This window comes from Bradyrhizobium sp. CCBAU 45389 (assembly GCF_028128625.1).
Classification (GTDB): Bacteria; Pseudomonadota; Alphaproteobacteria; order Rhizobiales; family Xanthobacteraceae; genus Bradyrhizobium; species Bradyrhizobium liaoningense_B.
Genome location: NZ_LBIY01000097.1, coordinates 336008 through 357655, shown reverse-complemented (window position 1 = coordinate 357655; position 21648 = coordinate 336008). Strand labels below are relative to the sequence as shown.

16 protein-coding genes are annotated in these 21648 nt (G+C 64.1%); 6 read left to right on the top strand and 10 right to left on the bottom strand.

Features of this window, described 5'->3' with window-relative positions:
• Positions 1 to 129 precede the first annotated feature (129 nt).
• Genes hglS through XH79_RS34555 form a run of 3 tightly spaced genes read left to right on the top strand, consistent with a single transcriptional unit; the run spans position 130 to position 4367 of the window.
• Positions 130 to 1527, top strand: a complete 1398-nt coding sequence (gene hglS / locus XH79_RS34565) for a 2-oxoadipate dioxygenase/decarboxylase HglS (protein ID WP_271584575.1) — start codon at positions 130 to 132, stop codon at positions 1525 to 1527.
• 36 nt (positions 1528 to 1563) lie between these two features.
• A complete protein-coding gene (gene amaB, locus XH79_RS34560) occupies positions 1564 to 3126 on the top strand; it encodes an L-piperidine-6-carboxylate dehydrogenase (protein ID WP_271584574.1) in 1563 nt (520 codons plus the stop codon).
• A gap of 11 nt (positions 3127 to 3137) precedes the next feature.
• Positions 3138 to 4367, top strand: coding sequence for a pyridoxal phosphate-dependent aminotransferase (locus tag XH79_RS34555; RefSeq protein WP_271584573.1), 1230 nt, complete (start codon positions 3138 to 3140; stop codon positions 4365 to 4367).
• Between the two features lie 98 nt (positions 4368 to 4465).
• On the opposite strand, the gene XH79_RS34550 is transcribed toward XH79_RS34555, so the two are convergent.
• On the bottom strand, positions 4466 to 5149 hold the full coding sequence (locus XH79_RS34550; RefSeq protein ID WP_212341483.1) for a GntR family transcriptional regulator: 684 nt from the start codon (positions 5147 to 5149) through the stop codon (positions 4466 to 4468).
• 171 nt (positions 5150 to 5320) lie between these two features.
• On the opposite strand from XH79_RS34550, the gene XH79_RS34545 reads away from it, so the two are divergent.
• The gene (locus XH79_RS34545; protein WP_271584572.1) at positions 5321 to 8731 is read left to right on the top strand and encodes a molybdopterin-dependent oxidoreductase; all 3411 of its coding nucleotides are present in this window, start codon (positions 5321 to 5323) and stop codon (positions 8729 to 8731) included.
• 49 nt (positions 8732 to 8780) lie between these two features.
• Positions 8781 to 10235, top strand: coding sequence for a short-chain fatty acid transporter (locus tag XH79_RS34540; RefSeq protein ID WP_271584571.1), 1455 nt, complete (start codon positions 8781 to 8783; stop codon positions 10233 to 10235).
• Positions 10236 to 10426: 191 nt separating this feature from the next.
• Here XH79_RS34540 and argH read toward each other — a convergent pair whose 3' ends face one another.
• The 8 genes from argH to XH79_RS34500 all read right to left on the bottom strand — a co-directional run bounded on the left by argH (position 10427) and on the right by XH79_RS34500 (position 19273).
• A complete protein-coding gene (argH, locus tag XH79_RS34535) occupies positions 10427 to 11929 on the bottom strand; it encodes an argininosuccinate lyase (protein ID WP_271584570.1) in 1503 nt (500 codons plus the stop codon).
• 63 nt (positions 11930 to 11992) lie between these two features.
• Positions 11993 to 13384, bottom strand: coding sequence for an MmgE/PrpD family protein (locus tag XH79_RS34530; RefSeq protein ID WP_271584569.1), 1392 nt, complete (start codon positions 13382 to 13384; stop codon positions 11993 to 11995).
• An 11-nt stretch (positions 13385 to 13395) separates the two neighbouring features.
• Positions 13396 to 14403, bottom strand: coding sequence for an ABC transporter substrate-binding protein (locus XH79_RS34525; protein ID WP_271584568.1), 1008 nt, complete (start codon positions 14401 to 14403; stop codon positions 13396 to 13398).
• Positions 14360 to 15175 carry an ABC transporter permease gene (locus XH79_RS34520; protein ID WP_271584567.1) on the bottom strand — a complete coding sequence of 272 codons (816 nt, stop codon included), beginning with the start codon at positions 15173 to 15175 and terminating at the stop codon, positions 14360 to 14362. Before XH79_RS34520 ends, XH79_RS34525 begins: the two co-directional genes overlap by 44 nt.
• Positions 15172 to 16026: an ABC transporter permease gene (locus XH79_RS34515; protein WP_212341470.1), complete on the bottom strand. Its 855-nt coding sequence runs from the start codon at positions 16024 to 16026 to the stop codon at positions 15172 to 15174. The genes XH79_RS34520 and XH79_RS34515 overlap by 4 nt, the downstream gene beginning before the upstream one ends.
• Positions 16023 to 17078, bottom strand: a complete 1056-nt coding sequence (locus XH79_RS34510) for an ABC transporter ATP-binding protein (RefSeq protein ID WP_271584566.1) — start codon at positions 17076 to 17078, stop codon at positions 16023 to 16025. Before XH79_RS34510 ends, XH79_RS34515 begins: the two co-directional genes overlap by 4 nt.
• 15 nt (positions 17079 to 17093) lie before the next feature.
• Positions 17094 to 18116: an ABC transporter substrate-binding protein gene (locus XH79_RS34505; protein ID WP_271584565.1), complete on the bottom strand. Its 1023-nt coding sequence runs from the start codon at positions 18114 to 18116 to the stop codon at positions 17094 to 17096.
• A gap of 17 nt (positions 18117 to 18133) precedes the next feature.
• Positions 18134 to 19273, bottom strand: coding sequence for an amidohydrolase family protein (locus XH79_RS34500; protein ID WP_271584564.1), 1140 nt, complete (start codon positions 19271 to 19273; stop codon positions 18134 to 18136).
• A 359-nt stretch (positions 19274 to 19632) separates the two neighbouring features.
• Here XH79_RS34500 and XH79_RS34495 point away from each other — a divergent pair, with 359 nt between their 5' ends.
• Complete coding sequence (locus XH79_RS34495; RefSeq protein ID WP_271584563.1) at positions 19633 to 20604, top strand: agmatinase family protein; 972 nt, start codon at positions 19633 to 19635, stop codon at positions 20602 to 20604.
• 4 nt (positions 20605 to 20608) lie between these two features.
• Here XH79_RS34495 and XH79_RS34490 read toward each other — a convergent pair whose 3' ends face one another.
• Positions 20609 to 21547: a LysR substrate-binding domain-containing protein gene (locus XH79_RS34490; protein ID WP_212341465.1), complete on the bottom strand. Its 939-nt coding sequence runs from the start codon at positions 21545 to 21547 to the stop codon at positions 20609 to 20611.
• Positions 21548 to 21648 lie beyond the last annotated feature (101 nt).

Below are 21648 nucleotides of genomic sequence, written 5' to 3'. Positions count from 1 at the left end.
TCTTCTGATTAAACATCGTTTGAATTGGCCGAACTGGCAAGGTCTAATCGCCGGGTTCATGATGAAATTGCATGATACCTTGGATCAGGCCAACGATGACGGCCGGATCCGCCGTCGGTGGAGATTTTGATGCCAGCGCTGCGCGCGGACGCGGACGAGATCCGCACTCTGTTTTCCCGCGCCATGTCGGACATGTACCGGGTCGAAGTGCCGCAATACGGCACCCTGATGGAACTCGTCGACGACACCAATCGCGAAACGTTGCGCCAGCACGAGGAGCTTCGTGCGAGCCTCGAGCGAAGCGATGAACTCGAGCGGCTGAACGTCGAGCGTCACGGCGCCATTCGCCTGGGGCGCGCGGACGAATTGTTCGACATGCGTCGCGTCTTTGCGGTGATGGGCATGCACCCGGTCGGCTATTACGACCTGTCGGTGGCCGGCGTGCCCGTCCATGCCACGGCCTTTCGGCCGATCGACGATGCCGCGCTTCGGCGCAATCCGTTCCGGGTCTTCACCTCGCTGCTGCGCCTCGACCTGATCGAGGATGAGACCCTTCGCGCCCAGGCGGAGCGCATCCTTGGTGAGCGCCGCATCTTCACCCCGCGCGCGCTCGAGTTCGTGAGTATTTTCGAGACGGAGGGTCACCTGACCGCCGCGCAGGCGGAGGAGTTCGTACGCGAAGCGCTCGATACCTTTCGCTGGCACAGCGAAGCGACGGTCAGCCTTGAGGTCTACAAGCGGCTACATGACGCCCACCGGCTGATCGCCGACGTGGTGAGCTTCAGAGGGCCTCACATCAACCACCTGACACCGCGCACGCTGGACATCGATGCCGTCCAGGCCGGGATGCCCCGACGCGGCATTGCGCCGAAGGCGGTCATCGAAGGGCCGCCGCGGCGCGACTGCCCGATCCTGCTGCGCCAGACCAGCTTCAAGGCGCTCGAAGAGCCGATCCTGTTCAGGCAGACAAATGCAACGAACGTCGCCGGGACACATACGGCCCGCTTCGGCGAGATCGAGCAGCGCGGCGTTGCCCTCACGCCCAAAGGCCGCGAGCTCTACGACCGATTGCTCGCCTCCGTGCGGCAGGCAGGCGCGACCGCGCGCGACTACGACACCGAACTGGCCGAGCGATTCAAAGCGTTTCCGGACGATTGGTCGGAGCTTCACGCGCGGGGGCTCGCCTTCTTCCGCTATTCGGCGACGCCCGCAGGCATTGAGGCATGCAAGCGGCACGCTCCGCCATCTAGCCTCGATGATTTGGTGTCTGCGGGCTTTCTGCGCTACGATCCGATCGTCTACGAGGATTTCCTCCCTGTCAGCGCGGCAGGAATCTTCCAGTCGAATCTCGGCACCGACCAGCAGCAGAACTACGCCGCGCGTTCCAACCGGGCTGCGTTCGAAGCCGCCCTCGGCGCCAAGGTTCACGATGAAATGAAGCTTTACGCGCAGACGGAAAGGGATTCCCTGGAACAAGCTCTGGTCCAGCTCGGGTCACCGCACCTCGCACGCCGGGCCATGGCCTGATCGAACCGCCTTTCAACCGTCCAAGAGAAAACCGCCATGACGACCACAACCCAAGCAGCAACACGCACCATCAACTCCCTGGCGGGCGAGGCCGACGCGCTCCTGAGCTCACTCGGCGTCAAGCGCAGCCGGTACACCGGCGGCAAGCTGATTGCACGATCGCCGATCACCGGCGAGATCACGGGCCATGTCAACGAGATTGGTGCAGCCGATGCACAGGCGGCAATCGACAAGGCGCATGCGGCCTTCCTCGAATGGCGACTGGTGCCCGCGCCGAAGCGCGGCGAGCTCGTCCGCCTGCTTGGCGAGGAGTTGCGCGCCAACAAGCAGGCGCTTGGCAGGCTCGTGTCGATCGAAGCCGGCAAGATTGCGTCCGAGGGCCTCGGCGAAGTCCAGGAAATGATCGATATCTGCGACTTTGCGGTGGGCCTGTCGCGCCAGCTCTATGGCCTGACCATCGCAACCGAGCGCAGCGAGCACCGGATGATGGAAAGCTGGCATCCGCTCGGCGTCACCGGGATCATCTCGGCGTTCAACTTCCCCGTTGCGGTATGGTCCTGGAACGCGGCGCTGGCGCTGATCTGCGGCAACAGCATCGTCTGGAAACCGTCCGAGAAGACGCCGCTGACGGCGCTTGCGACGGAAGCGCTGTTCGATCGCGCGCTGGAGCGCTTCAAAGCGGAAGGCGGCAAGGCGCCGGACGCCCTGTCCGCCGTTCTCTTCGGTGGTCGCGAGATCGGTGAAATCCTCGTCGATCATGCCAACGTCCCCCTGGTGTCGGCGACCGGCTCGACTGCGATGGGGCGTATCGTCGGCCCGCGCCTCGCAAAACGCTTTGCGCGCGCGATCCTGGAGCTCGGCGGCAACAACGCCGCAATCGTCGCGCCGACGGCCGACCTCGACCTGACGCTGCGCGGGGTGGCGTTCGCCGCCATGGGCACGGCCGGCCAGCGCTGCACGACGCTGCGACGCCTCTTCGTCCACGACAGCGTCTATGACACGTTCGTGCCGAGACTGAAGCGCGCCTATGAGTCCGTGACCATCGGCGACCCGCTCAAGGACGGCAACCTGGTCGGTCCGCTGATCGACGCAGCAGCCTTCGCCTCGATGCAGAAGGCGCTGAGCGAGGCACGCGCGGCGGGCGGCAAGGTGTTCGGCGGCGAGCGCGTTCTCTCCGACGGCGCTGATGAGGCATACTATGTCCGCCCGGCGCTGGTCGAGATCGCAGAACAGACTGGCCCCGTCGTGCACGAGACCTTCGCGCCTATTCTCTACGTGATCAAATATCACGACTTCAATGCGGTGCTCGATTTGCACAACGCCGTCCCGCAGGGACTCTCGTCCTCGATCTTCACCAACGACCTTCGCGAAGCCGAAGCTTTCCTGTCGGTGCGCGGATCGGATTGCGGCATCGCCAACGTCAATATCGGCCCATCCGGCGCCGAAATCGGCGGCGCCTTCGGTGGCGAGAAGGAAACCGGCGGTGGACGCGAGTCGGGCTCGGATGCCTGGAAGGCCTACATGCGCCGCGCAACCAATACGGTCAATTTCGGCCGGACATTGCCGCTCGCGCAGGGCGTCAAGTTCGACGTGGCGTAACGAGAAGATGCATGAACGCGCCTCTTCACAGCTCGGCGTTATTCCGCCCCTCCCACCGCCTTTCGTCGATCGGCGTGTCGGAGATCCTGAAGATCAGCGGCCTCGCTGCGGAGATGAAGCGTCAGGGCCGGGACATCATCATCCTCGGCGCGGGCGAGCCCGACTTCGACACACCGGACTCCATCAAGGATGCAGCCGAGCGCGCGATGCGCGCCGGCGCGACCAAGTACACCGCATTGGACGGCGCGCCGGAACTCAAGGCCGCCATTCGTGCAAAGTTCAAGCGCGATAATGGGCTCGAGTTCGCGCAGGACGAGATCACCGTGTCGGCCGGCGCCAAGCAGGTGCTCTTCAACGCCATGATGGCCACCATCAACCCCGGCGACGAGGTCATCATCCCGACGCCGTTCTGGGTGACCTACGCCGACATCGTTGCGATCGCCGGCGGCACGCCGGTGCTGGTGCCTTGTTCCGAAGCCAATGGTTTCCGGCTTTCGCCCGACGATCTTGAACGCGCCATCACGCCTCGCACGCGATGGGTCATGCTGAACTCGCCGTCCAATCCATCCGGTGCGGCCTATTCGGAGGCCGACTATCGACCGATCCTCGACGTGCTCCTCGCGCATCCGCACGTCTGGCTGATGGTGGACGATATCTATGAGCATATCGTCTATGACGGCTTTCGCTTCGCCACGCCGGCGGCGATCGAGCCGGCTCTGCGCAACCGGACGCTGACCGTCAACGGCGTTTCGAAGGCCTACGCGATGACCGGATGGCGCATCGGCTATGGCGGCGGACCAAGCGCGCTGATCCGGGCCATGGCCGTCGTCCAGAGCCAGTCGACCTCCTGCCCTTCGTCGGTCAGTCAGGCCGCAGCCATCGAGGCGCTGAACGGCCCGCAGAATTTTGTCCGCGATTGCTGCCGATCGTTTCAAGAGCGGCGCGATCTCGTCGTCGGCGCATTGAACGGGATCGAAGGCATCACCTGCCGCGTGCCCGAGGGCGCCTTCTACACCTTTGCGAGCTGCGCCGGCCTGATCGGCAAAACCACCCCCGAGGGGCGAACGCTGAAGAGCGATAAGGACTTCGCCGAGCATCTCCTGCACGCGGCGGGCGTCGCGGTTGTTCCTGGTTCGGCGTTCGGCCTCGCGCCCTATTTCAGGATTTCCTACGCGACTTCCGCTGTCGAGCTCGAAGAAGCGTGCCAGCGTATCGCACGCGCAACCGCGCAACTCTCGTGAACGCGTGGAGAAGATGCTGAGTGGCCGCCCCCGCGCCACTTCATCGCGATACCTGATATCCCGGGAAACCTTGGATCTGCTTTGATTTTGGCCGGTCGCTATCGGCCACGGTCGCGGATGGCGACGATCGGCTCGCGCGGACTTGTCATCCGCGACAGCGCCTCGACAAAGATCGGCTCCCACGACCTGATGTGACGCCTGAGAAGACCGGTAAGCGCTTCTTCCTTGCCGGCCATCGCAAGTTCGATGATTTGATAGTGCTCGGCTGCGGATTCATTCTGGCGGGCAAGACCCGCGCGCGACTTGATGCCGTAAAGCCGCATCTGATCGCGCAATCCCATCACCATGTCGGTGAGGCGCGGATTGTCGGCCGCTTCCGTCAGCAATTGGTGAAAGGTTCGATCGGCCTCGAGATAGAGCCTGATGTCTTCCGCCTTGACCGCGCGCGCGACCTCATCGGCAAACGGAATGAGCTTCTTGAGATTCTTCTTTGGCTTACGCGCCACGATCGCCGCAGCATGAAGCTCCAGCACCTCGCGGAGATCGAACAGGTTGCGCAGCTCGGCCAAGGTCGGCTCGACCACCCTGAAGCCGCGATTGCGCATCGGCTCGATCAGCCCGCTGCGTGCCAATTCGAGCAGCGCTTCCCTGACGGGGGTGCTCGACACGCCTAGGCTCGCGGCAAGCGTGGGCACGGAATACATCGATCCCGGCATGCTCTGGCCGGAGATGATCTCCGCGCGCACCTGCTGCAGCACCTGCTCCCTTAGATTCTGATCCATCCCGCTCCCGCTTCGTCGGCTCCGGAATCATCCGGTTCGTCCGCGGCACAATAGTCAGGTTTGGTCACGGCACAATAAATGGGCTTGACGAAGAATACGCCACGGATGAGGATAAGTAACGTTTTACAGTAACGCACTACTACTCAACCTTCGGACGGTGTGGCACCTCATATGGCGCAGCGCGTACCCGGCTATTGCACGCTCTGCCGATCCCGATGCGGGTCGACCATGGTCGTCGAGAATGGCCGGCTGGTCGCTGTCGAGACCCTGCCCGGACATCCGACCGGCGGAGCGCTATGCGCGAAGGGCCGGGCCGCGCCCGAGATGGTGCACAGCCCGCGTCGCCTGACCAAACCGCTTCGCCGAACAGCACCCCGGGACGCGGCCGATCCCGGCTGGATCGAAATCTCCTGGGATGAGGCGCTGGACGATATCGCCGAGAAGCTCCGCGACATTCGGAAGACATCCGGGGCCGAAGCGGTGGCCTTTGCCGTGACCACGCCGAGTGGCACGCCGATGGTGGACAGCTTCGAATGGGTCGAGCGGTTCATCCGCTGCTTCGGCAGTCCCAACTTGATCTACGCGGTCGAAGTCTGCGGTTGGCACAAGGACTACGCCCATGCCCTGACTTTCGGACGCGGCATCGGCGTTCCCGACTACGACCGGGCCGACGCCATCGTGCTGTGGGGACATAATCCGGCCCGCACCTGGCTCGCCCAGGCCACACGCATCGCCGACGCTCGGCGACGCGGCGCGCGGGTCGCGGTGGTCGATCCCAAGCCGAACGGCTCCGGCCAGCAGGCCGATATCTGGTTGCGTATCCGTCCCGGCGCGGACGGCGCATTGGCGATGGGCGCAATCCGGCACCTCATCACTACGAACTCATATGACGCAGACTTCGTGACGCGCTGGACCAATGGGCCGCTGCTGGTCGACACCGACGCGGGCCGCTTCGTCCGCGCGAGCGAACTCTGGGCGCATCAATCAGACAGCAGGTTCGTCGTGCTGGATCAGTCCGGAACGGCACACGCCTTCGATCCAGGCCTTGCGGCGCTCGACCCCATCTCCTGCAAGCTCGATGGTGATGCAACACTCCGTGCGCTGGATGGGCGCGTGATCGCCGCCGCAACAGCCTTCCGTTTGCTGACCGCCGAGGCTGCTCCTTACACGCCCGCTTGCGTGGCCGAATTGACCTGGCTCGACGAGCGCAAGATCGCGGACTTCTACCAGATGTTCGAGAACAGTCCGCAACTCGCCTATCATTCCTGGACCGGCGTCGGCCAGCACACCAATGCGACGATGATCGAGCGGGCGATTGCAACGCTCTATGCACTTACCGGCGCTTGCGACCGCCCCGGCGGCAATGTCTGGCTTGCGCCGCCGCCGGCACGCACCGTCAACGACTATTCCCTGTTGCCGCGAGAGCAACAGGCCAAGGCGCTCGGCCTCGACGAATTGCCGCTCGGGCCGCCGAGCCGGGGATGGATCACGGCACGGGATTTCAGCCGCGCCGTCCTGACCGGCGAACCCTACCAGGTGCGGGCGCTGATGAGCTTCGGGACCAATCTCGTCGTCTCGCAGGGCCACTCCTCGCGCAACCGCGAGGCGCTGCGCGCGCTCGACTTCCACGTCCACGTCGACATGTTCATGAATCCGACGGCCGAGAATGCCGACATCGTGCTGCCGGCCAACATGCCCTGGGAACGGGACGCCCTGAAGATCGGCTTCGAGATCACGCAGGAAGCCGTCGAGACGATCCAGTTCCGTCCGCAGATGTTGCCGCAGCTCGGCGATTGCAAGGCCGACTATGAAATCGCCATCGAACTTGCGGCAAGGCTGGGCCTGGCCGCTCAATTTTTCGGCGGCGACATCCGTGCCGGCTGGAATTATCAGCTCGCACCGCTCGGCGTGACGGTCGACGAGTTACGTCGGCATCCCGAGGGCATGCGTTTCCCGCAACTGCTTCGTCACGAGAAATACGCGCTCGCGCAACAGGACGGTGCGGTTGCCGGCTTCGCTACCGCGACGCGCCGCGTCGAGATCTATTCGGAATTGATGCTCGAGCATGGCTATGCGCCGTTGCCGGCCCACATCGAGCCCGCCGAAAGTCCGCTCGCTGACCACGCCGACAGTCGCTTTCCACTGGTGCTCACCACGGCCAAGAGCGGCTGGTTTGTCCACTCTTCGCATCGTCACGTCGCTTCCCTGCGCAAGAAGACGCCCGATCCGGCGATCGAGATCAGCCCGGCGCTCGCCGCCGCGCGTGGCCTCAGGGATCGTGACTCGGTGATCGTCAAAACCCGCTCGGGAGAGGCCCGGCTGCGCGTGCGGCTGAACGAGGCGCTCGACGATCGCGTCGCTGTCGCCGAGTTCGGCTGGTGGGAGGATTGTCCGCCGCTCGGACGCGGCGCGATCCAGCCTGCGGGATCGCCAACGTCGAACATGAACGATGCCCTGAGCGATGCTAACCGCGATCCCGTGAGCGGCTCCGTGCCGCTGCGCGCCACGAGCTGCGACATCCGCAAGGATGAGACCGCGAGCCGCGGCCACTGGACCGGCAAGCGCGACTTCACTGTTTCAGCCGTTCATCGCGAGACCGACGACGTCGTCGCGCTGACGCTTCTGCCGAGCGACGGCCGCGCGCTTCCCGCCTTCCTCCCGGGACAGCACATCATGCTGAACCTGCCGGGCCCCGTTGCCGCTCGCGCCTATTCACTGACCGGCCATGACGGAGACGATTTTCTGTCGATCGCGGTCAAGAGGCGCAGGTCCGACGTTTCAGGAGTCGCCGACGATACCGTTCACCTTTCCGATCGCGTTCATCGTCTGGCGGTCGGCGATGGCGTTCGGATCGAGGCACCAAAGGGCATCTTCACGCCGCCGCTGCAAGGAAGCCGGCCGCTGATCTTCCTTGCAGGCGGAATCGGCATCACGCCGTTTATCGGTCATCTCGAAGCGTTGGCGAAACTAAAGCGCGCCGAACGCGTCGCCCGGGTGCTGCTGCTCTATGGTTGCCGTAACGGCGGCGAACATGCATTTGCCGGCCGGTTGCGCGAGCTCGAGGATCTGCTGCCGGAGCTCGATCTCGTCACGGCTTATTCGGCGCCGCGCGCACAGGATCGTCGTCCGGGAGACTACGACTACGAGGGGCGACTGGATCTCTCGGCGATTGATCCGTTGCTGCCACAAAGGCCCCTCGCCTATCTCTGCGGTTCGCCGGACTTCACGGCATCGATGACGGCCCGACTGATTGAACGGGGCGTCCCGCGCTTCGACATTTTCTCGGAAGCTTTCACCTCACCGCCGGTCGTGCCGCGCACACTGAAGCCGCAAATCGTCCACATCGCCGACAGCGACAGGAGCTTCACCTGGACGCCGGATCTCGGGACGCTTCTCGACGCGGCCCAGGCAGCCGGTCTGTCCCTGCCCAGCGGTTGCCGTGTCGGCCAGTGCGAGAGCTGCCTCATGCGCGTCGTCGACGGCAATGTCGCACGGCTCGGCGACGGCGGCGACGGCGGCGCGCCCGATCAGTGCCTGACCTGCCAATCCGTTCCGCTCTCGGAACTCACGCTTGCACTGTGATCCAAAGTGACGAAACGAACGCAACACCAACGCGACTATGGGGGCCGCAATGACCGACACGACGGATAAAGCCATCTTCCTGGACGATACGCCGAGACAGGCCAACGTGCTTGCGAGATTCTCGCAGCACATGGTCGCCTTCGCCGAGCGCTGGTTCCCCGATGCTTATGTGTTCGTTCTGGTCGCCGTGGTGGTCATCGCACTCGGCACCATCGCGCATGGCGGCTCACCGCTTGCGGTCAGCCGCGCCTTCGGCGACGGCTTCTGGAATCTCATTCCGTTCACGATGCAATTGGCACTCGCTGCGGTCGGAGGCTACGTGGTTGCGATGTCGCCGCCGGTCGCTGCGCTGATGCGACGACTTGCCAACGTACCCTCCACCGCGCGCGGCGCCGTGGTCTTCGTCGGCGTGCTCAGTATCGCCGCGTCATTGCTGAACTGGAGCCTGAGCCTGATTTTTTCGGGCCTTCTGGTGCGCGAGATCGCGCGGCGCAAGGACATCAAGCTCGACTATCGCGCAGCCGGCGCGGCCGGCTACCTTGGCCTTGGCTGCGGCTTCACGCTCGGCATCACCTCATCGGTTGCCCAGCTCCAGGCCAACGCGGCGAGCATTCCGGCCTCGCTGTTGCCAATCACTGGTGTCATCAGTTTTTCCGAGACGATCCTGACATGGCAAAACCTGGTAACGATTATCGTCGTGACTGCGTTGTCAGCGGCAATCTGCTATCTGACGGCGCCAAATGAAGCGCTGACCAGAACCGCAGAAGATCTCGGCGTGTCTCTCGATGAGGACCGGATCGAGCCAAAGAAGCCGACCCGGCCCGGTGACTTTCTCGAGTTCAGTCCCGTTCTGACCATCCTGATCGTCGCACTGGCGTCGGGCTGGCTCTGGCAGACCTTTCAATCCGGCAATCCGCTGATCACCCTGTCGGGCCTCAACACCTATAATTTCGTGTTCCTGGTGCTTGGCATTCTCCTGCACTGGCGGCCCCGCAGCCTACTCGAGGCTTTTTCGAAGGGAACGCCGAGCATCTCCGGCCTGCTGTTGCAGTTTCCGTTTTATGCCGGCATCGCCCACATGCTGACCAAGGTGCCGAATGCCAACGGGCTGACACTGTCCGATTCCGTCGCTCACTGGTTTGCAAACGTCTCGGTCAACTCGACAGTGTTCTCGTTCTTGATCGGGCTCTATTCCGCCGCGCTTGGCTTCTTCATTCCGTCGGCTGGCGGCAAATGGATGATCGAGGCGCCCTACATCATGAAGGCGGCCAACGAAGTCGGGGCTCATCTGGGCTGGACCACCATGGTCTACAACATCGCCGAGACGCTGCCGAACTTCATCAACCCGTTCTGGATGCTGCCGCTGCTGGGCGTGCTCGGGCTGAAGTCAAAAGACCTGATCGGCTACACGTCCGTGCAATTCTTCGTGCACTTTCCGATCGTCATGATCCTGGCTGCGATCTTGATGACGACTTTCACCTACCATCCACCAATTCTGCCTTGATCGAACGTCGGACCTGACGATGCGGGATGTCGGGCCTCAGCGCCCGGCATCCCGAAACTTGATGTCAGATCGAATTGACGCGAACGCCGTTGCATGGAACTTCTCTCGAGAGATCGACAATAGCACTTCAAGGTGAAGCACTGATCGCTCGACGCTCTGCGCGCGGCCCGCGGCATAACGCTGCGGACATCTCAATCGGCGATGAACGCCGAAATTGCAGTCTCCAATGCCTCATAAGCTCGTTCGATCCGACCTTCCAGAGCGCCGAGCAGCTTCGCATCTGCATCGAGCCTGCCACGCGCCGCCTCCACTTCACGGCTGATCGCTTCGGGCGCCGGCCCGCCCAGGAGTTTGCGGCGGCGAACAAACGCAGCGGGATTCATGGCATCCGAAAACACGGCCGCCGACAGGCGCGGCGCCGCGATGCCAAATTCACGGGCCGCTTCATCGAGCGAGGTTGACGTCGCCTTGTCCGGTCGGATGCCCGCGGCGATGTTGCGGCGGACGAACACGCTGACGATCTGGTGGGAATTGCGCCAGTCGATGCCGCTCTCGCGGACGAGCGCCGCGGCAAGGTCGGTGACCTGCGCCCAATTGGCGCCGGCAAGCTCGCGCATCCGGCCGACCTTGACCTTGAGGTCGCGCATCAATGGCGACAACGTCTCCAGGCGGACGCCGAGCGCCCTGCCCATGTCCCAGAGAATCGCCTGACTGTTGCGGCGTTCCATGATCGGGAAACCCGTGGGGCCCTTCTCGGCCATCATCACCGTGGCGACGATGCCGAGCGATTGCGCGGCGACGCCCTTGATGTCTTCCAGGCCGTCGGGGTTCTTCTTCTGGGGCATGATCGAACTCGTGCCGCAATAGCGGTCGGGCAGCTCAACCATGTCGAATTCCATCGTCGACCAAATGAAGAGATCGTCGGCCAATCGGCCGACATTCTGGCCGAGAACAGCCAGCACACTGGCATATTCCATCTCCAGATCATGGCTGAGGATGGCGTCCATTGTGTGCGAGAGCGGAGAATCGAAGCCGAGCAGGTCTGACACACGCTGGCGATTCAGGGGAAAATCGGAGCCGGTCATGATCGCGGCCCCTGCGGGAGAGCGGTTCACGCGCACATGGAAGGACAGCAGCCGCTGCGTATCGCGGGCAAAGACCTCCTCGAACATGGTGAGCCAGTGCGCAAACGTCGTGGGCTGGGCGTGCTGGCCATGGGTGTAGCCCGGCATGACCGTCTCGCGATGTTCCACAGCGAGGTCGAGCAAGGTGCCGCGCAGCACGATCAAGCCTGCCAGCATGCGCTGGACGTGACTGCGGAAAGTAATACGTCGTGCCACTTCGATCAGGTCACCAGAGCTGCGGCCCAGATGAAGTCTCCCGCCGATCTTCTCGCCCAACGCCTTGGTGAGATAGTGCTCGCCGGAGTGCATACCGCCGTCGGCCTCGGCGCGCGCCGCCTCGACGCCCCGCTCCTCCATCGTGCGAAAGGCCTTCAGCATCGCGATGCCGGTCTCGCGCGGCAGGATGCCCTCCTCGCTCAGCATCAGCGCATGCGCCTTGTCGAACGCATGGATCGCATGCACGGACTCCCCGAGCAGGCTCGATCGGTGAAAGTCGAGATGGGCAAGCGGCTCTTCGGTCAGCCGAGCGCCCGCGGTGCGGAAGCCGCGATAGTCCGAGGCTTTGGTCATGGCTCTTACTCCATCAAGTCGGTTCGCCGGCAAGCGCCGGCGTCGTGAACGTCGTGCCGGTCGTCAGCGCGGCGGCATACGAAGCGATTGCAGAATCTCGTTCGGCCGCACGCCCTTGCCGAGGCCGAGCACGGCGTGTTCGAGCCGGCTCGTGGCCTCTGGCCCGATGATCGGGGTCGCCAGGGATCTGTATTTGGCAATCACACCATAATCCGGCAGAGGATTGGTGGCAGAGCCAGCCGGGACGTCGATGCGCAAGCGACGCTGTCCGCCCTCCCTGAATTCGAGCACCAGCTCGGCTGCGACATTGCTCATCGGCTCGACGCTTTCCACGACTTCGACGCGACGCGCCTGTTCAAGCACGGCACGATCGCGCCGCACGGCCTCGCTGAACATCGGCAGGTCCGCGGCGCCATGCACCAGCGCGACGGAGAGCGCATACGGCAGGCTCATCTGGGCATCGAGCAAGGTCGAGACCTCGGTCGCGCCGCACATGCGCACGATGGTCGGGTGCACATTGACGCGGATCGCCGCCAGATTTTCGGGCGATGCCCCTTCGCCGCGGAGCTTCAGCATCGCCTCGACGGCGGCATGGGTACCGCGACAGGACGCATAGGGCTTGATCGAGGAGCGGTGAATACGCCAATCCTCACCGAGACCGATCGTCAGCGCGGACCGGTCGGCATTGTCGGCGGCATAGGTCGAAAGGAAGCCGCCCCAGGACGCATCCAGGATCGCAGCCGGCCCCGTCATCCCCGAGCGCGCCAGCAGCACGGCCAACACACCCGAGGCTGCGGCATGGCCGGGATGGAGACGCTTCGTCATGGCGCCTTCGCTCATGAAGGCCCATGTCCCCGAGGCAAACGAACCGGCGATGCCCAGCGCGTTGCATGTCGTCGCCGCATCGCAGCCGAGGAGACGGGCGACCGCGGCGGCGGCGCCAAAGACACCGCAAGTCCCCGTGGAATGCCAGCCGGCATTGTTATGGGCGTCATAACCTCCCGAGGCTTCGAGCATGCGCCGGCCGAGATCGTAGCCGATCGCGACGCCGGCGATCAGTTCGCCCTCGCCTGCGCCCGCCGCCAGCGGCAACGCCGCCAGCAGCGCCGGCACAACCACGGCGCCGCTATGGTCGCAGCCGCTGGCATCATCGAGTTCGAGCGCATGCGCCGCGGTCCCGTTGACGAGGGCCGCTGCCCCGGGCGCGGCGGTCTCCGTTCTGCCCCAGAGCAGCGCCGGACCGCTGTCGCCATAAGCGATGCGGGCTGCTTCGAGCGCGGCGGCCGGCTCAGGCTGTCGGGCACCCGCGAGCGCGGCGCCGAGCGTGTCGAGCACATGGCGCCGCACCGCATGAACGGTCTCCGACGGCAGATCCTCCGCACGCAGCCGGGCATAGAAATCGGCCAGTGTCGCGGCGGCGGGGGATTCGGTCTGCGGGCGCTTGCGACGATCCACGGGTAATACCCCTATTGCTTACGCGGCTCGGCGTTGATCATCGTCTGCGTGACCATGGCATAGGGCATCTCCCATTTGGCGAAGATCGTGGCATAGGAACCATCCTTGATCATCGCATCGACCACGTCGGCCACGAGGTCGCGCAATGCGGTGTTAGGCTTTGCGAAACCGAAACCGGCGTAATCGACCGCGATCGAACCACCGATCAGCGCATACTTGCCACGATCGGGCGAGTCCTTGCTCTCATTGATAAAGCGGATTGCATCGACGCCGATAGCGACCGCGATAGCGCGGCCCTGGAGCAACTGCAGGCGTGCATCGGCCGTCTTGTCGACGAGGACGTATTTGACCTCGGACAGCCCCTTGGCGACACAGGTCTGCTGGTTGAACTCCTGCAAACGAATATAGAAGATGCCGTTGCGATTGACCGAGACCGGCTTGCCGCAGACATCCTCGACCTTCCTCAACTCAGCTCCGGCGGCCGGCATGGTGAACAGCTGGGTACCGGTCGAGAAATAGTCAACAAAATCGGTCTTTCCACGACGGCTCGGGATGTCGGTCATGCCCGACGCACCCATGTCGATGCGGCCAGTGTCGAGCGAATTGATCAGCTGGTCGAAGGATTGCTCGCTCCATTCGACCTTGAGACCGAGACGCCGGCCGATTTCCTCGATCAGATCGATATCGAGCCCTTTCAGCTCGAGCGTCGCCGGGTCCTTGAATTCGAGCGGCGGGTAGGTCGGGCTCGTGCCGACGACGAGCTTGCCCGCCTCTTTGATCTTCGCCGGCACGCGGGCGGCCAGATCCTGGGCTTGCGTCGTAGCGCAAGCCAGAACGGTGACGATGGCGGCGCCCAGCGCCAGGCGAAGTGCGCTCCGGATCGATGGCATGGCAGTCTCCTTTCTCGTCACGTTAGCAGTCCTTGCCGCATTCATTCCGCGGACCACCCTTTCATAGTCTCGCAGCACCGCCGCCTCACGACATATCGAGAAAGCGATCGAGTCCCAGCAGCCATTCAATCGCGAAGACGACCCCGACGCTCATCAGGATCAGCAAGGTCGCCATTGCGGCGACCGTCGGGTCGTCGATGTCGCGGATGTAGCTGTACGCCTCAACCGGCAGCGTCGTCGTCGTGATGCTGGTCAGGAAGATAGTAATCGAGAAATTGTCCATCGCCTCGACGAAGGCGAAAGTGCCGCCCGCCACGAGACCCGGCGCAAGCTGCGGCATGGTCACGGTCCAGAACGCTGCAAGCGGGCTCGCCCCAAGATTGCGGGCGGCTTTTTCGAGATCCGGATCCAGGCCCGACAGGTTGGCAATCAGCGGCCGCAACACGAGCGGCAGCGTGAAGCAGATCATCGCGACCGTGATCGGCCAGAAGCCAGGCCCTATTCCGGTCTGTGCAACGAAGCTGAGAGCCGCGGTGCCGGTGATGACCCCCGGCACCAGCAGGGGCGCCGAGATCAGCGCCATCATCAGATCCCGGCCGCGGAAGCGGTGCCGGACCGCGACGATCGCGGTCGGCGCCGCGATGACCAGCGCGGCCATCGTGGTGATGACAGACACGGCCAGCGAATTCTGCAGCGCCGCCATGAAACGGGCATTCTCGAAGAACCGCTGGAACCATTGCAGGGTGAAGCCCTGAGGTGAAAACAGCACGTAACTGTTCTTGCTCAGCGCATAGAGGACGATGAAGGGCAGCGGCAACAGCACGAAGCCGAGTGTCACAAGCCCGAGCGCCGTCACCGCCGGAGAAACGGAGCGCGCATGATCGATGATCGCGCGCTTCACGTCGCCTCTCCCGAAAAACGCATTGTAACAAGACGCTTTATGCTGCCGACGACCCCGAGCATGAGCAGCACGAGCAGGAGAAACAACACCGCCAGCGCCGCAGCCGAGGGAACATCATAGCTCGCCTGGATACGGTCGTAGATCGCCGTCGCCAGGACTTGAACGCGTCCGCCACCGAGCATTTGCGGGAAGAGAAAAGCGCCAAGCGAAAGTGCGAAGCACAGTGAGGTAGCCGCTGCCAAGCCCGGCAGAGACAGCGGCAGGGTGACGGTGACGAAGCTGCGCCAACGCGTCGCACCGAGATTGCGTGCGGCGTGTTCCAGCGACTCTGGGATCGTACGCAACGCGCCGAAGAGCGTCAGCACGAAGAAGGGCAGCACGAAATTCAGCACCGAGACGATGACAGCGAACTCGTTGTTGATCAGCGCAGCGCGCGGCAGCCCGACGGCCCGTAGCGCTTGATTGATCAGCCCCTGATTGCCGAGGATGATCAGCCAGGCATAGGCGCGCGTCACGCCGCCGGAGAGGAAGGTCGCAACGAGGCAGAACAGGATGACGCGACGCAGCGTCCGCGAATGCGAGCGCGCCAGCACGCGCGCCAGGGGATATCCGAACAGGACCGCCAACAGGGTGATCTCGCTCGACAGCCGCAAGGTGGTCAGCACAGCGCGCCAGGCGCCTTCCGATGCCAGAAGCTTGCCATAGTTCGTCAGCGTCGGCGGGCCGTGGAAGACCGCGCCCCCGCGATCGACCACCATCAGGCTGACGCTTGCAAAGGACAACAGGACGACCAGGAAGAGCGCCAGCACCGACATCGCCGGCAGCGCGAGCAGGAAGGTGCCGCGTCTCATGATGCCAGCACCGTGCAGCGGCTTGCGGCGAACCTGAGTGAGACGGCGGCCCCGGGCTCGAAAGGAGGCGCGTCTCGGCGTACCTCCGTCACGGTCACCGTGGTGTCACCCGCAATCGCCACTTCATAGCGCACCGAAGCGCCGAGCATCTGGACGAAACCGATCACGCCGTCGATATCGCCCTGCCCCGGAAGGAGAACGCTGATGGCCGCCGAACGAATTGCCAGCGTGGCAGCACCGGCCGCAGCCGTCGCCTTGACGCCGGATATCCTGCTGCCCCCCAGCTCGATCGTATCCTCGCCGAGAAAGCGCCCCGGCAGCAGATTCTCGACACCGGTGAAGCTCGCGACATAGCGCGTTTGCGGATGATCGTGGATCTCGAGTGGTGTGCCGATCTGCTCGATGCGCCCGTCCTTCATGACCGCGATGCGATCCGACAGTACGATGGCCTCGCGTTGATCGTGCGTCACCATGACCGTGGTCAGGCCAAGATTGCGCTGCAGCTTGCGCAACTCGACCTGCATCTCCTCACGCAGATTCTGATCGAGCGCGCCGAGCGGCTCGTCGAGCAGCAGCAGGCGCGGCTCGGTGACGACGGCGCGCGCCAATGCGACGCGCTGGCGCTGGCCGCCGGAGAGCTGCGCCGGCCGCCGCTCCGCGAGTTGTGCAATACGCACCAGCTCCAATGCCTGCTCGATGCGTCTGGAAGCCTCGGCTTTCGGCACGCGCGCCATGCGCAGGCCGAAGCCGACGTTGTCGCGCACGCTCATATGCGGGAACAGCGCGTATTGCTGGAACAGCATCGCTGTGCGGCGCTTCTCGGGAGGCGTCGAGAGTATCGAGCCCCCATCGAGCCTGATGTCACCGCTATCCGGAGCCACAAAGCCGGCAATTGACTGTAACAGGGTTGTCTTGCCGCAGCCGGAAGGCCCGAGCAGAGCAAGAACCTCGCCCGGCTCGACCGAAAGCGAGACATTCTCGACGGCCTTGACGTCGCCATACGCCTTGGCGATGCGGTCGACGTCCAGCCGGCAGGATGATCCCCTGTTCATCACACAAGACGCTCGCTACTTGGCAACGGCCTTGTTGAACTCCTCGGTCCATTCACCGAGACGTTCATTGATCTTGGCCTCGTCGAAGGTGACTGCGTTCTCGGGTGTCGGCAAGACCTTGACCAAGGCCTCGGCCGGCGTGACGTCCTTGTTGACCGGACCGAGATTGTAGACATCGGTCATGTGCTTCTGCCAGTCCGCGGCCAGCGAACGGTTGATGAAGATAGCGGCGGCGTCAGCGTTACCGTTGTTGACCATCATCATACCCTCAAAGATCAGTGGCGTCGGCTTGGGGCTGACCATGGCGACCGGGATGTTCTGATCGGCAAGCTCCTTGACCGCGGAAGGCGATCCGATCATCGCCATGATCTCGCCTCGCGCCAGCGCCCGGCGCGCATTGGTATCGGAGGAATTGAACATCGCAACGTGGTCACGCATCTTGCCGAGAAACTCGATGCCCGGCTTCACATTGTCGATCGAGCCCCCGTTCAGCAGCGAGGCGATCAGGATGGTGCGACCGGGGTAGACGGTCGGCGCCGGCAGCGCGATGGCGTTCTTGAAGCCGGTTTGGAAGATATCGCTCCAGGCGGTCACCTTGCCACCCGGCACCAGATCGGGCCGATAGACGATCGCCGTTGGGAAATACCAGTAGGCGACGAACATCTCGTTGTGCGAACCCGGGATGAGCTTGGCCAGATTGGGCAGCTTGTCGACCGGCAACGGCAAGAAGAGCCCCTTGTCGGTCGCCGCGCGCATCGCGATCGCCTCTCCGGTGAACCAGACGTCGACGCCGGGATTCTGGCGCGAGGCCTGCAACTTCGCCAGCCCCTCGGCCGAGCTGTTCTGGATGACGGGCACGATCTCGATGCCGGTTTCCTCCTTGAAGGCGGGCGCCAACGGCTTGAGCACACGCTCCCAGGTGGAGCCGAAGGTCATGACCTTGACCTGCTTCTGCTGTGCGTTCGCAGCGCCACAGGCGGCGAGCGTCACGGCGACGGCGGCAAGACAGCGCCAGGACAGCTTGGATAGCGTCATCATGTTCATCCCCTCTGCTCTCAATGTACCGTCATTTCGCGAGTGATCATTCCGGGGCCGAAGACGACGCGGCCGGCGGCCATGGTCCAGACGACACGTCCGTCCTCCCCGACGAGTACGAGATCAGCGTCCATGCCTGGCGCGATCGCGCCCTTGCGACTGGAAAGGCCGAGAACGCGCGCGACGTTGCCGGTGACAAAGGCCAGAGCCTGCGGCCAGTCGAGACCGCCCTCGGTGGTCAGGCGCAGCAAATCGCGCAAGAGAATTGCCGGCGGAACCGCGCGAAAGCCGCCCCGGTGATCCGGGACCGCCACCCCCGCATCGGATGACAGCGTGATCCGTTCGGCCGGAACGCCGGCATCGAGCGCCCGCAGGACGGCCTCGACCGGATCAAGGCCGGCAGGCAGTCCGTCGCGCGGGCCAAGACAGCAGGTGAAGTCGATCGTGCCGCCGGCTTTGGCGAAACGTATGCCATGCTCGAAGACAGGCGAGACGTCAGACGCGCGGTTGATATGCGTCGGGACCGCCTGCGACGGCGGGAAATCGATCTTCTCGATGAGGTCGAACAGCGCCGCGAGGCCGCCCCTCAGCCGGCCGACATGCAGATGCAGCACGGCGGCCTTGCCACTGACCGCCTTCGCCTGCACGAGACTGCCGGCGAGCGCTGCGAAAGCTGCGAAGTCGAGATTGGGAAAGGCGCGTTCGGCGATCGCGCTCTTGGCGCCAATCACCTTGTCGAGCAGCGCGATATCGGACCGCACGCTTTGCGTCAGGAACGGCGCCGGCAACGCCATGGCGCCGGTGTAGATGAAGGTGGTGAGGCCGGCGCGGTCCAGTTCATGCGCCTTACGCAGCAGCGACGGCAGCGTCTTGGCCTCGATTTCGCTGCCCAGCAGGCCGACTGCCGTCGTGATACCCGCCGAGACAAAGGCCTCGAATGCGAGCTCGGGCATGCGCGCCTCGGGCCCGTCGCCTTCGCCACCGCCGATGAAATGGACATGTTGATCGATCAGGCCCGGGATCAGTCGTCCCGGCGGCAGCGTCTCCACGCTGATGAGGCCGTCAAGCGCCGAAGCGGCCGACAGATCCGCACCGACCGCCAGGATGCGACCGCCGCCGATCAGGATATCCTGCGCACCAAGCTCGGCCGGCGCGAACACGTGCGAGCACCGCAAGAGACGCAATGGGGCGTCCCGCGCGTCCTCGTCCCGAGCCGATCCGTGCTGCCCACGGAGCATTCGCATCCCCTGTCTAAAGCAATCCGGAAACGCTCATCTCAGCGAAGCTCCGGCTGCCTGCCAGAGCCCATCAAGCAAGAGGTCGCAGCTGGGGGCAATTGATGATTTATCAGCAAAAGCATGATCTAGATTCATGTATAAAACAGTATCGTTGAGCCTAATGCCTGGGCACAAGCCCAATCGATGAATTTGGCTCAGGCAACGCGTGAGTATCCATCACTTCACCTTGCACGGGGGGCGTGCCTTTAATCGGCCCGGCAGCCGACATGAAGGAGCGCGCCTTGACCACACTCGACCTTCTCCCCCCCGGCCTCGTCGTCAACACGATGAAGGGCGATGTCGCCGAGCATCGGGCCGGAGCCTGGCTGACCTGGGACGGCACGCTCGATCTCGATTGCGCCATCGTCGGCGTGCCCTATGACGGCGCCTCGGTCGTGCGGAGCGGATCGCGCCACGGGCCCGATGCGGTGCGCCAGGGCCTGATGTATTTCACCACCTATTCGAGCCGCGACCGCCGCGCCATGACCGCATTCCGCGCCGCCGATATCGGCGACGTGCAGGTCGTGCTGACCGACATGGACGGCACCTTCAAGCGCATCACGAGGACGGTGCGGACGCTCGTCTCAAAGGGCATCGTGCCGGTGATGCTCGGTGGCGATCACTCGATCGCTTTTCCAAATCTCCGCGGCGTGATCGAGGCGATGGGGCCAGGCAAGAAGCTGGGCGTGATCCATTTCGACGCCCATCACGATCTGCGCAAGGCGCATCTCGGCGCCGAATCCAGCGGCGTGCCGTTTCGCAAGACGCTCGAATTGCCGGGCACGCTGCTCAGCGGCCGCAATCTCGTGCAGATCGGCATGGCCGAGTTCACCAACTCTCCCCAGCTCGACGACTATGCGAAAGAGATGGGCGTGACGGTGATCTCAGGCCTCGAAGTACGCGAGCGCGGCATCGCGGCGGTGGTCGATCAGGCGCTTCGCATCGCCGGCGACGGCACCGATGCGATCTATCTCTCGATCGACATCGACGTGCTCGACCATTCGCAGGCCCCCGGCACCGCCGCGCCGAACCCGTTCGGCCTCAACGCGCATGACGTGCAATACGCCATGCGCAAGATCGGAGCGAGCGGGAAGCTCATTGGCGCCGATCTCGTGGAAATCTCGCCCCCCTTTGATCCACGCAACATCACGGGCTCGACCGGCGCCTCGTTGATCCTAAGTCTGCTCTACGGCCTGTCCCAGGCCAGGAGCTGAAAGATCACGCCTGCCCGCTTTCGTCCGCCTCTCCGGCCGAGGGCAGCGTCAACGACTTGCCGAAGCGCGCCAGCAGCCAGTGCAGGAAGAGCCGGGTGTTCGAGCGCTCGAGCTTGTAGTCGTCGCAGAGCACATACCAGCCGCCGGTCGCCAGAATGGTCCCGGCGAACGGACGAAGCAACAGCCCGTCCGCGACCAGCGAAGCCGACAGGGTATCGCTCACCAGAACCACACCCGCCCCTTCGGCCGCCAGGTCGATCGCGATGCTGAGATCGCTGCAATAGAGGTGGCGCCGATAGGCTTCGAAGGCGTGATCCCCTTCGGCCGCCAGCCAGCGACGCCATTCAGCACCGTCGTCCTGATGCAGCAGGATGACGTCGCGCAGATCCGACGGCTTGGTAAAGGCGCGACCAGCACCGCGGAACAGCAGGGGACTGCAGGCCGGCGCGATGGCGACCGTTTCCAGCAGCGTCGACCATTTGGCAGGCCAGGACCCACTGCCGAACTGAATGCCAAGGTCGGCGTCGGGCACATCCACGACGTGATCATTGTCGGCGAGCTTGATCTGACATTCGATCGCCGGGTGATCGGAGCAGAACGCTGCGATGTTCTTCGCCAGCCATTTGCTTGCGAACATCGGCGGGCAAGCGATGGTGAGCCGCCCACCGACCTGAGCCGCGTCCGCCAGGCTGTGAGCGGTGCGGGCAATGTCGTGCAGCGCCGCCGCGACGGAGCGAGCAAAGACGCGCCCGGCATCCGTCAGCGCCACGCCCCGTCCGGCCTTCTCGAAGAGATCGACGCCGAGCGCCTCTTCCAGTCGTCTGAGCTGATGGCTGACCGCGCTATCGGTCAGGTTCAGCTCCTGCGAAGCCTTCGCCAGGCTTTGATGGCGCGCGGCTGCCTCGAACGTGCGCAACGTGGCAAGGGGTAGATTCCGGAACACTATCGTCTCGATTCAGGCTGGCTGGGAGGCGATATTCTCGCCTGCCCGAATAGCCCCTGTCCAGAACGCGGATGCGGCGCCACCGCCATTTCGAGGCTGCG

Excerpts from the sequence above, each read along its gene's own strand:
- hglS (WP_271584575.1), top strand. The coding sequence starts at position 130 with ATGCCAGCGCTGCGCGCGGACGCGGACGAGATCCGCACTCTGTTTTCC.
- amaB (WP_271584574.1), top strand. The coding sequence starts at position 1,564 with ATGACGACCACAACCCAAGCAGCAACACGCACCATCAACTCCCTGGCG.
- XH79_RS34555 (WP_271584573.1), top strand. The coding sequence starts at position 3,138 with ATGAACGCGCCTCTTCACAGCTCGGCGTTATTCCGCCCCTCCCACCGC.
- XH79_RS34550 (WP_212341483.1), bottom strand. The coding sequence starts at position 5,149 with ATGGATCAGAATCTAAGGGAGCAGGTGCTGCAGCAGGTGCGCGCGGAG.
- XH79_RS34545 (WP_271584572.1), top strand. The coding sequence starts at position 5,321 with ATGGCGCAGCGCGTACCCGGCTATTGCACGCTCTGCCGATCCCGATGC.
- XH79_RS34540 (WP_271584571.1), top strand. The coding sequence starts at position 8,781 with ATGACCGACACGACGGATAAAGCCATCTTCCTGGACGATACGCCGAGA.
- argH (WP_271584570.1), bottom strand. The coding sequence starts at position 11,929 with ATGACCAAAGCCTCGGACTATCGCGGCTTCCGCACCGCGGGCGCTCGG.
- XH79_RS34515 (WP_212341470.1), bottom strand. The coding sequence starts at position 16,026 with ATGAGACGCGGCACCTTCCTGCTCGCGCTGCCGGCGATGTCGGTGCTG.
- XH79_RS34510 (WP_271584566.1), bottom strand. The coding sequence starts at position 17,078 with ATGAACAGGGGATCATCCTGCCGGCTGGACGTCGACCGCATCGCCAAG.
- XH79_RS34505 (WP_271584565.1), bottom strand. The coding sequence starts at position 18,116 with ATGATGACGCTATCCAAGCTGTCCTGGCGCTGTCTTGCCGCCGTCGCC.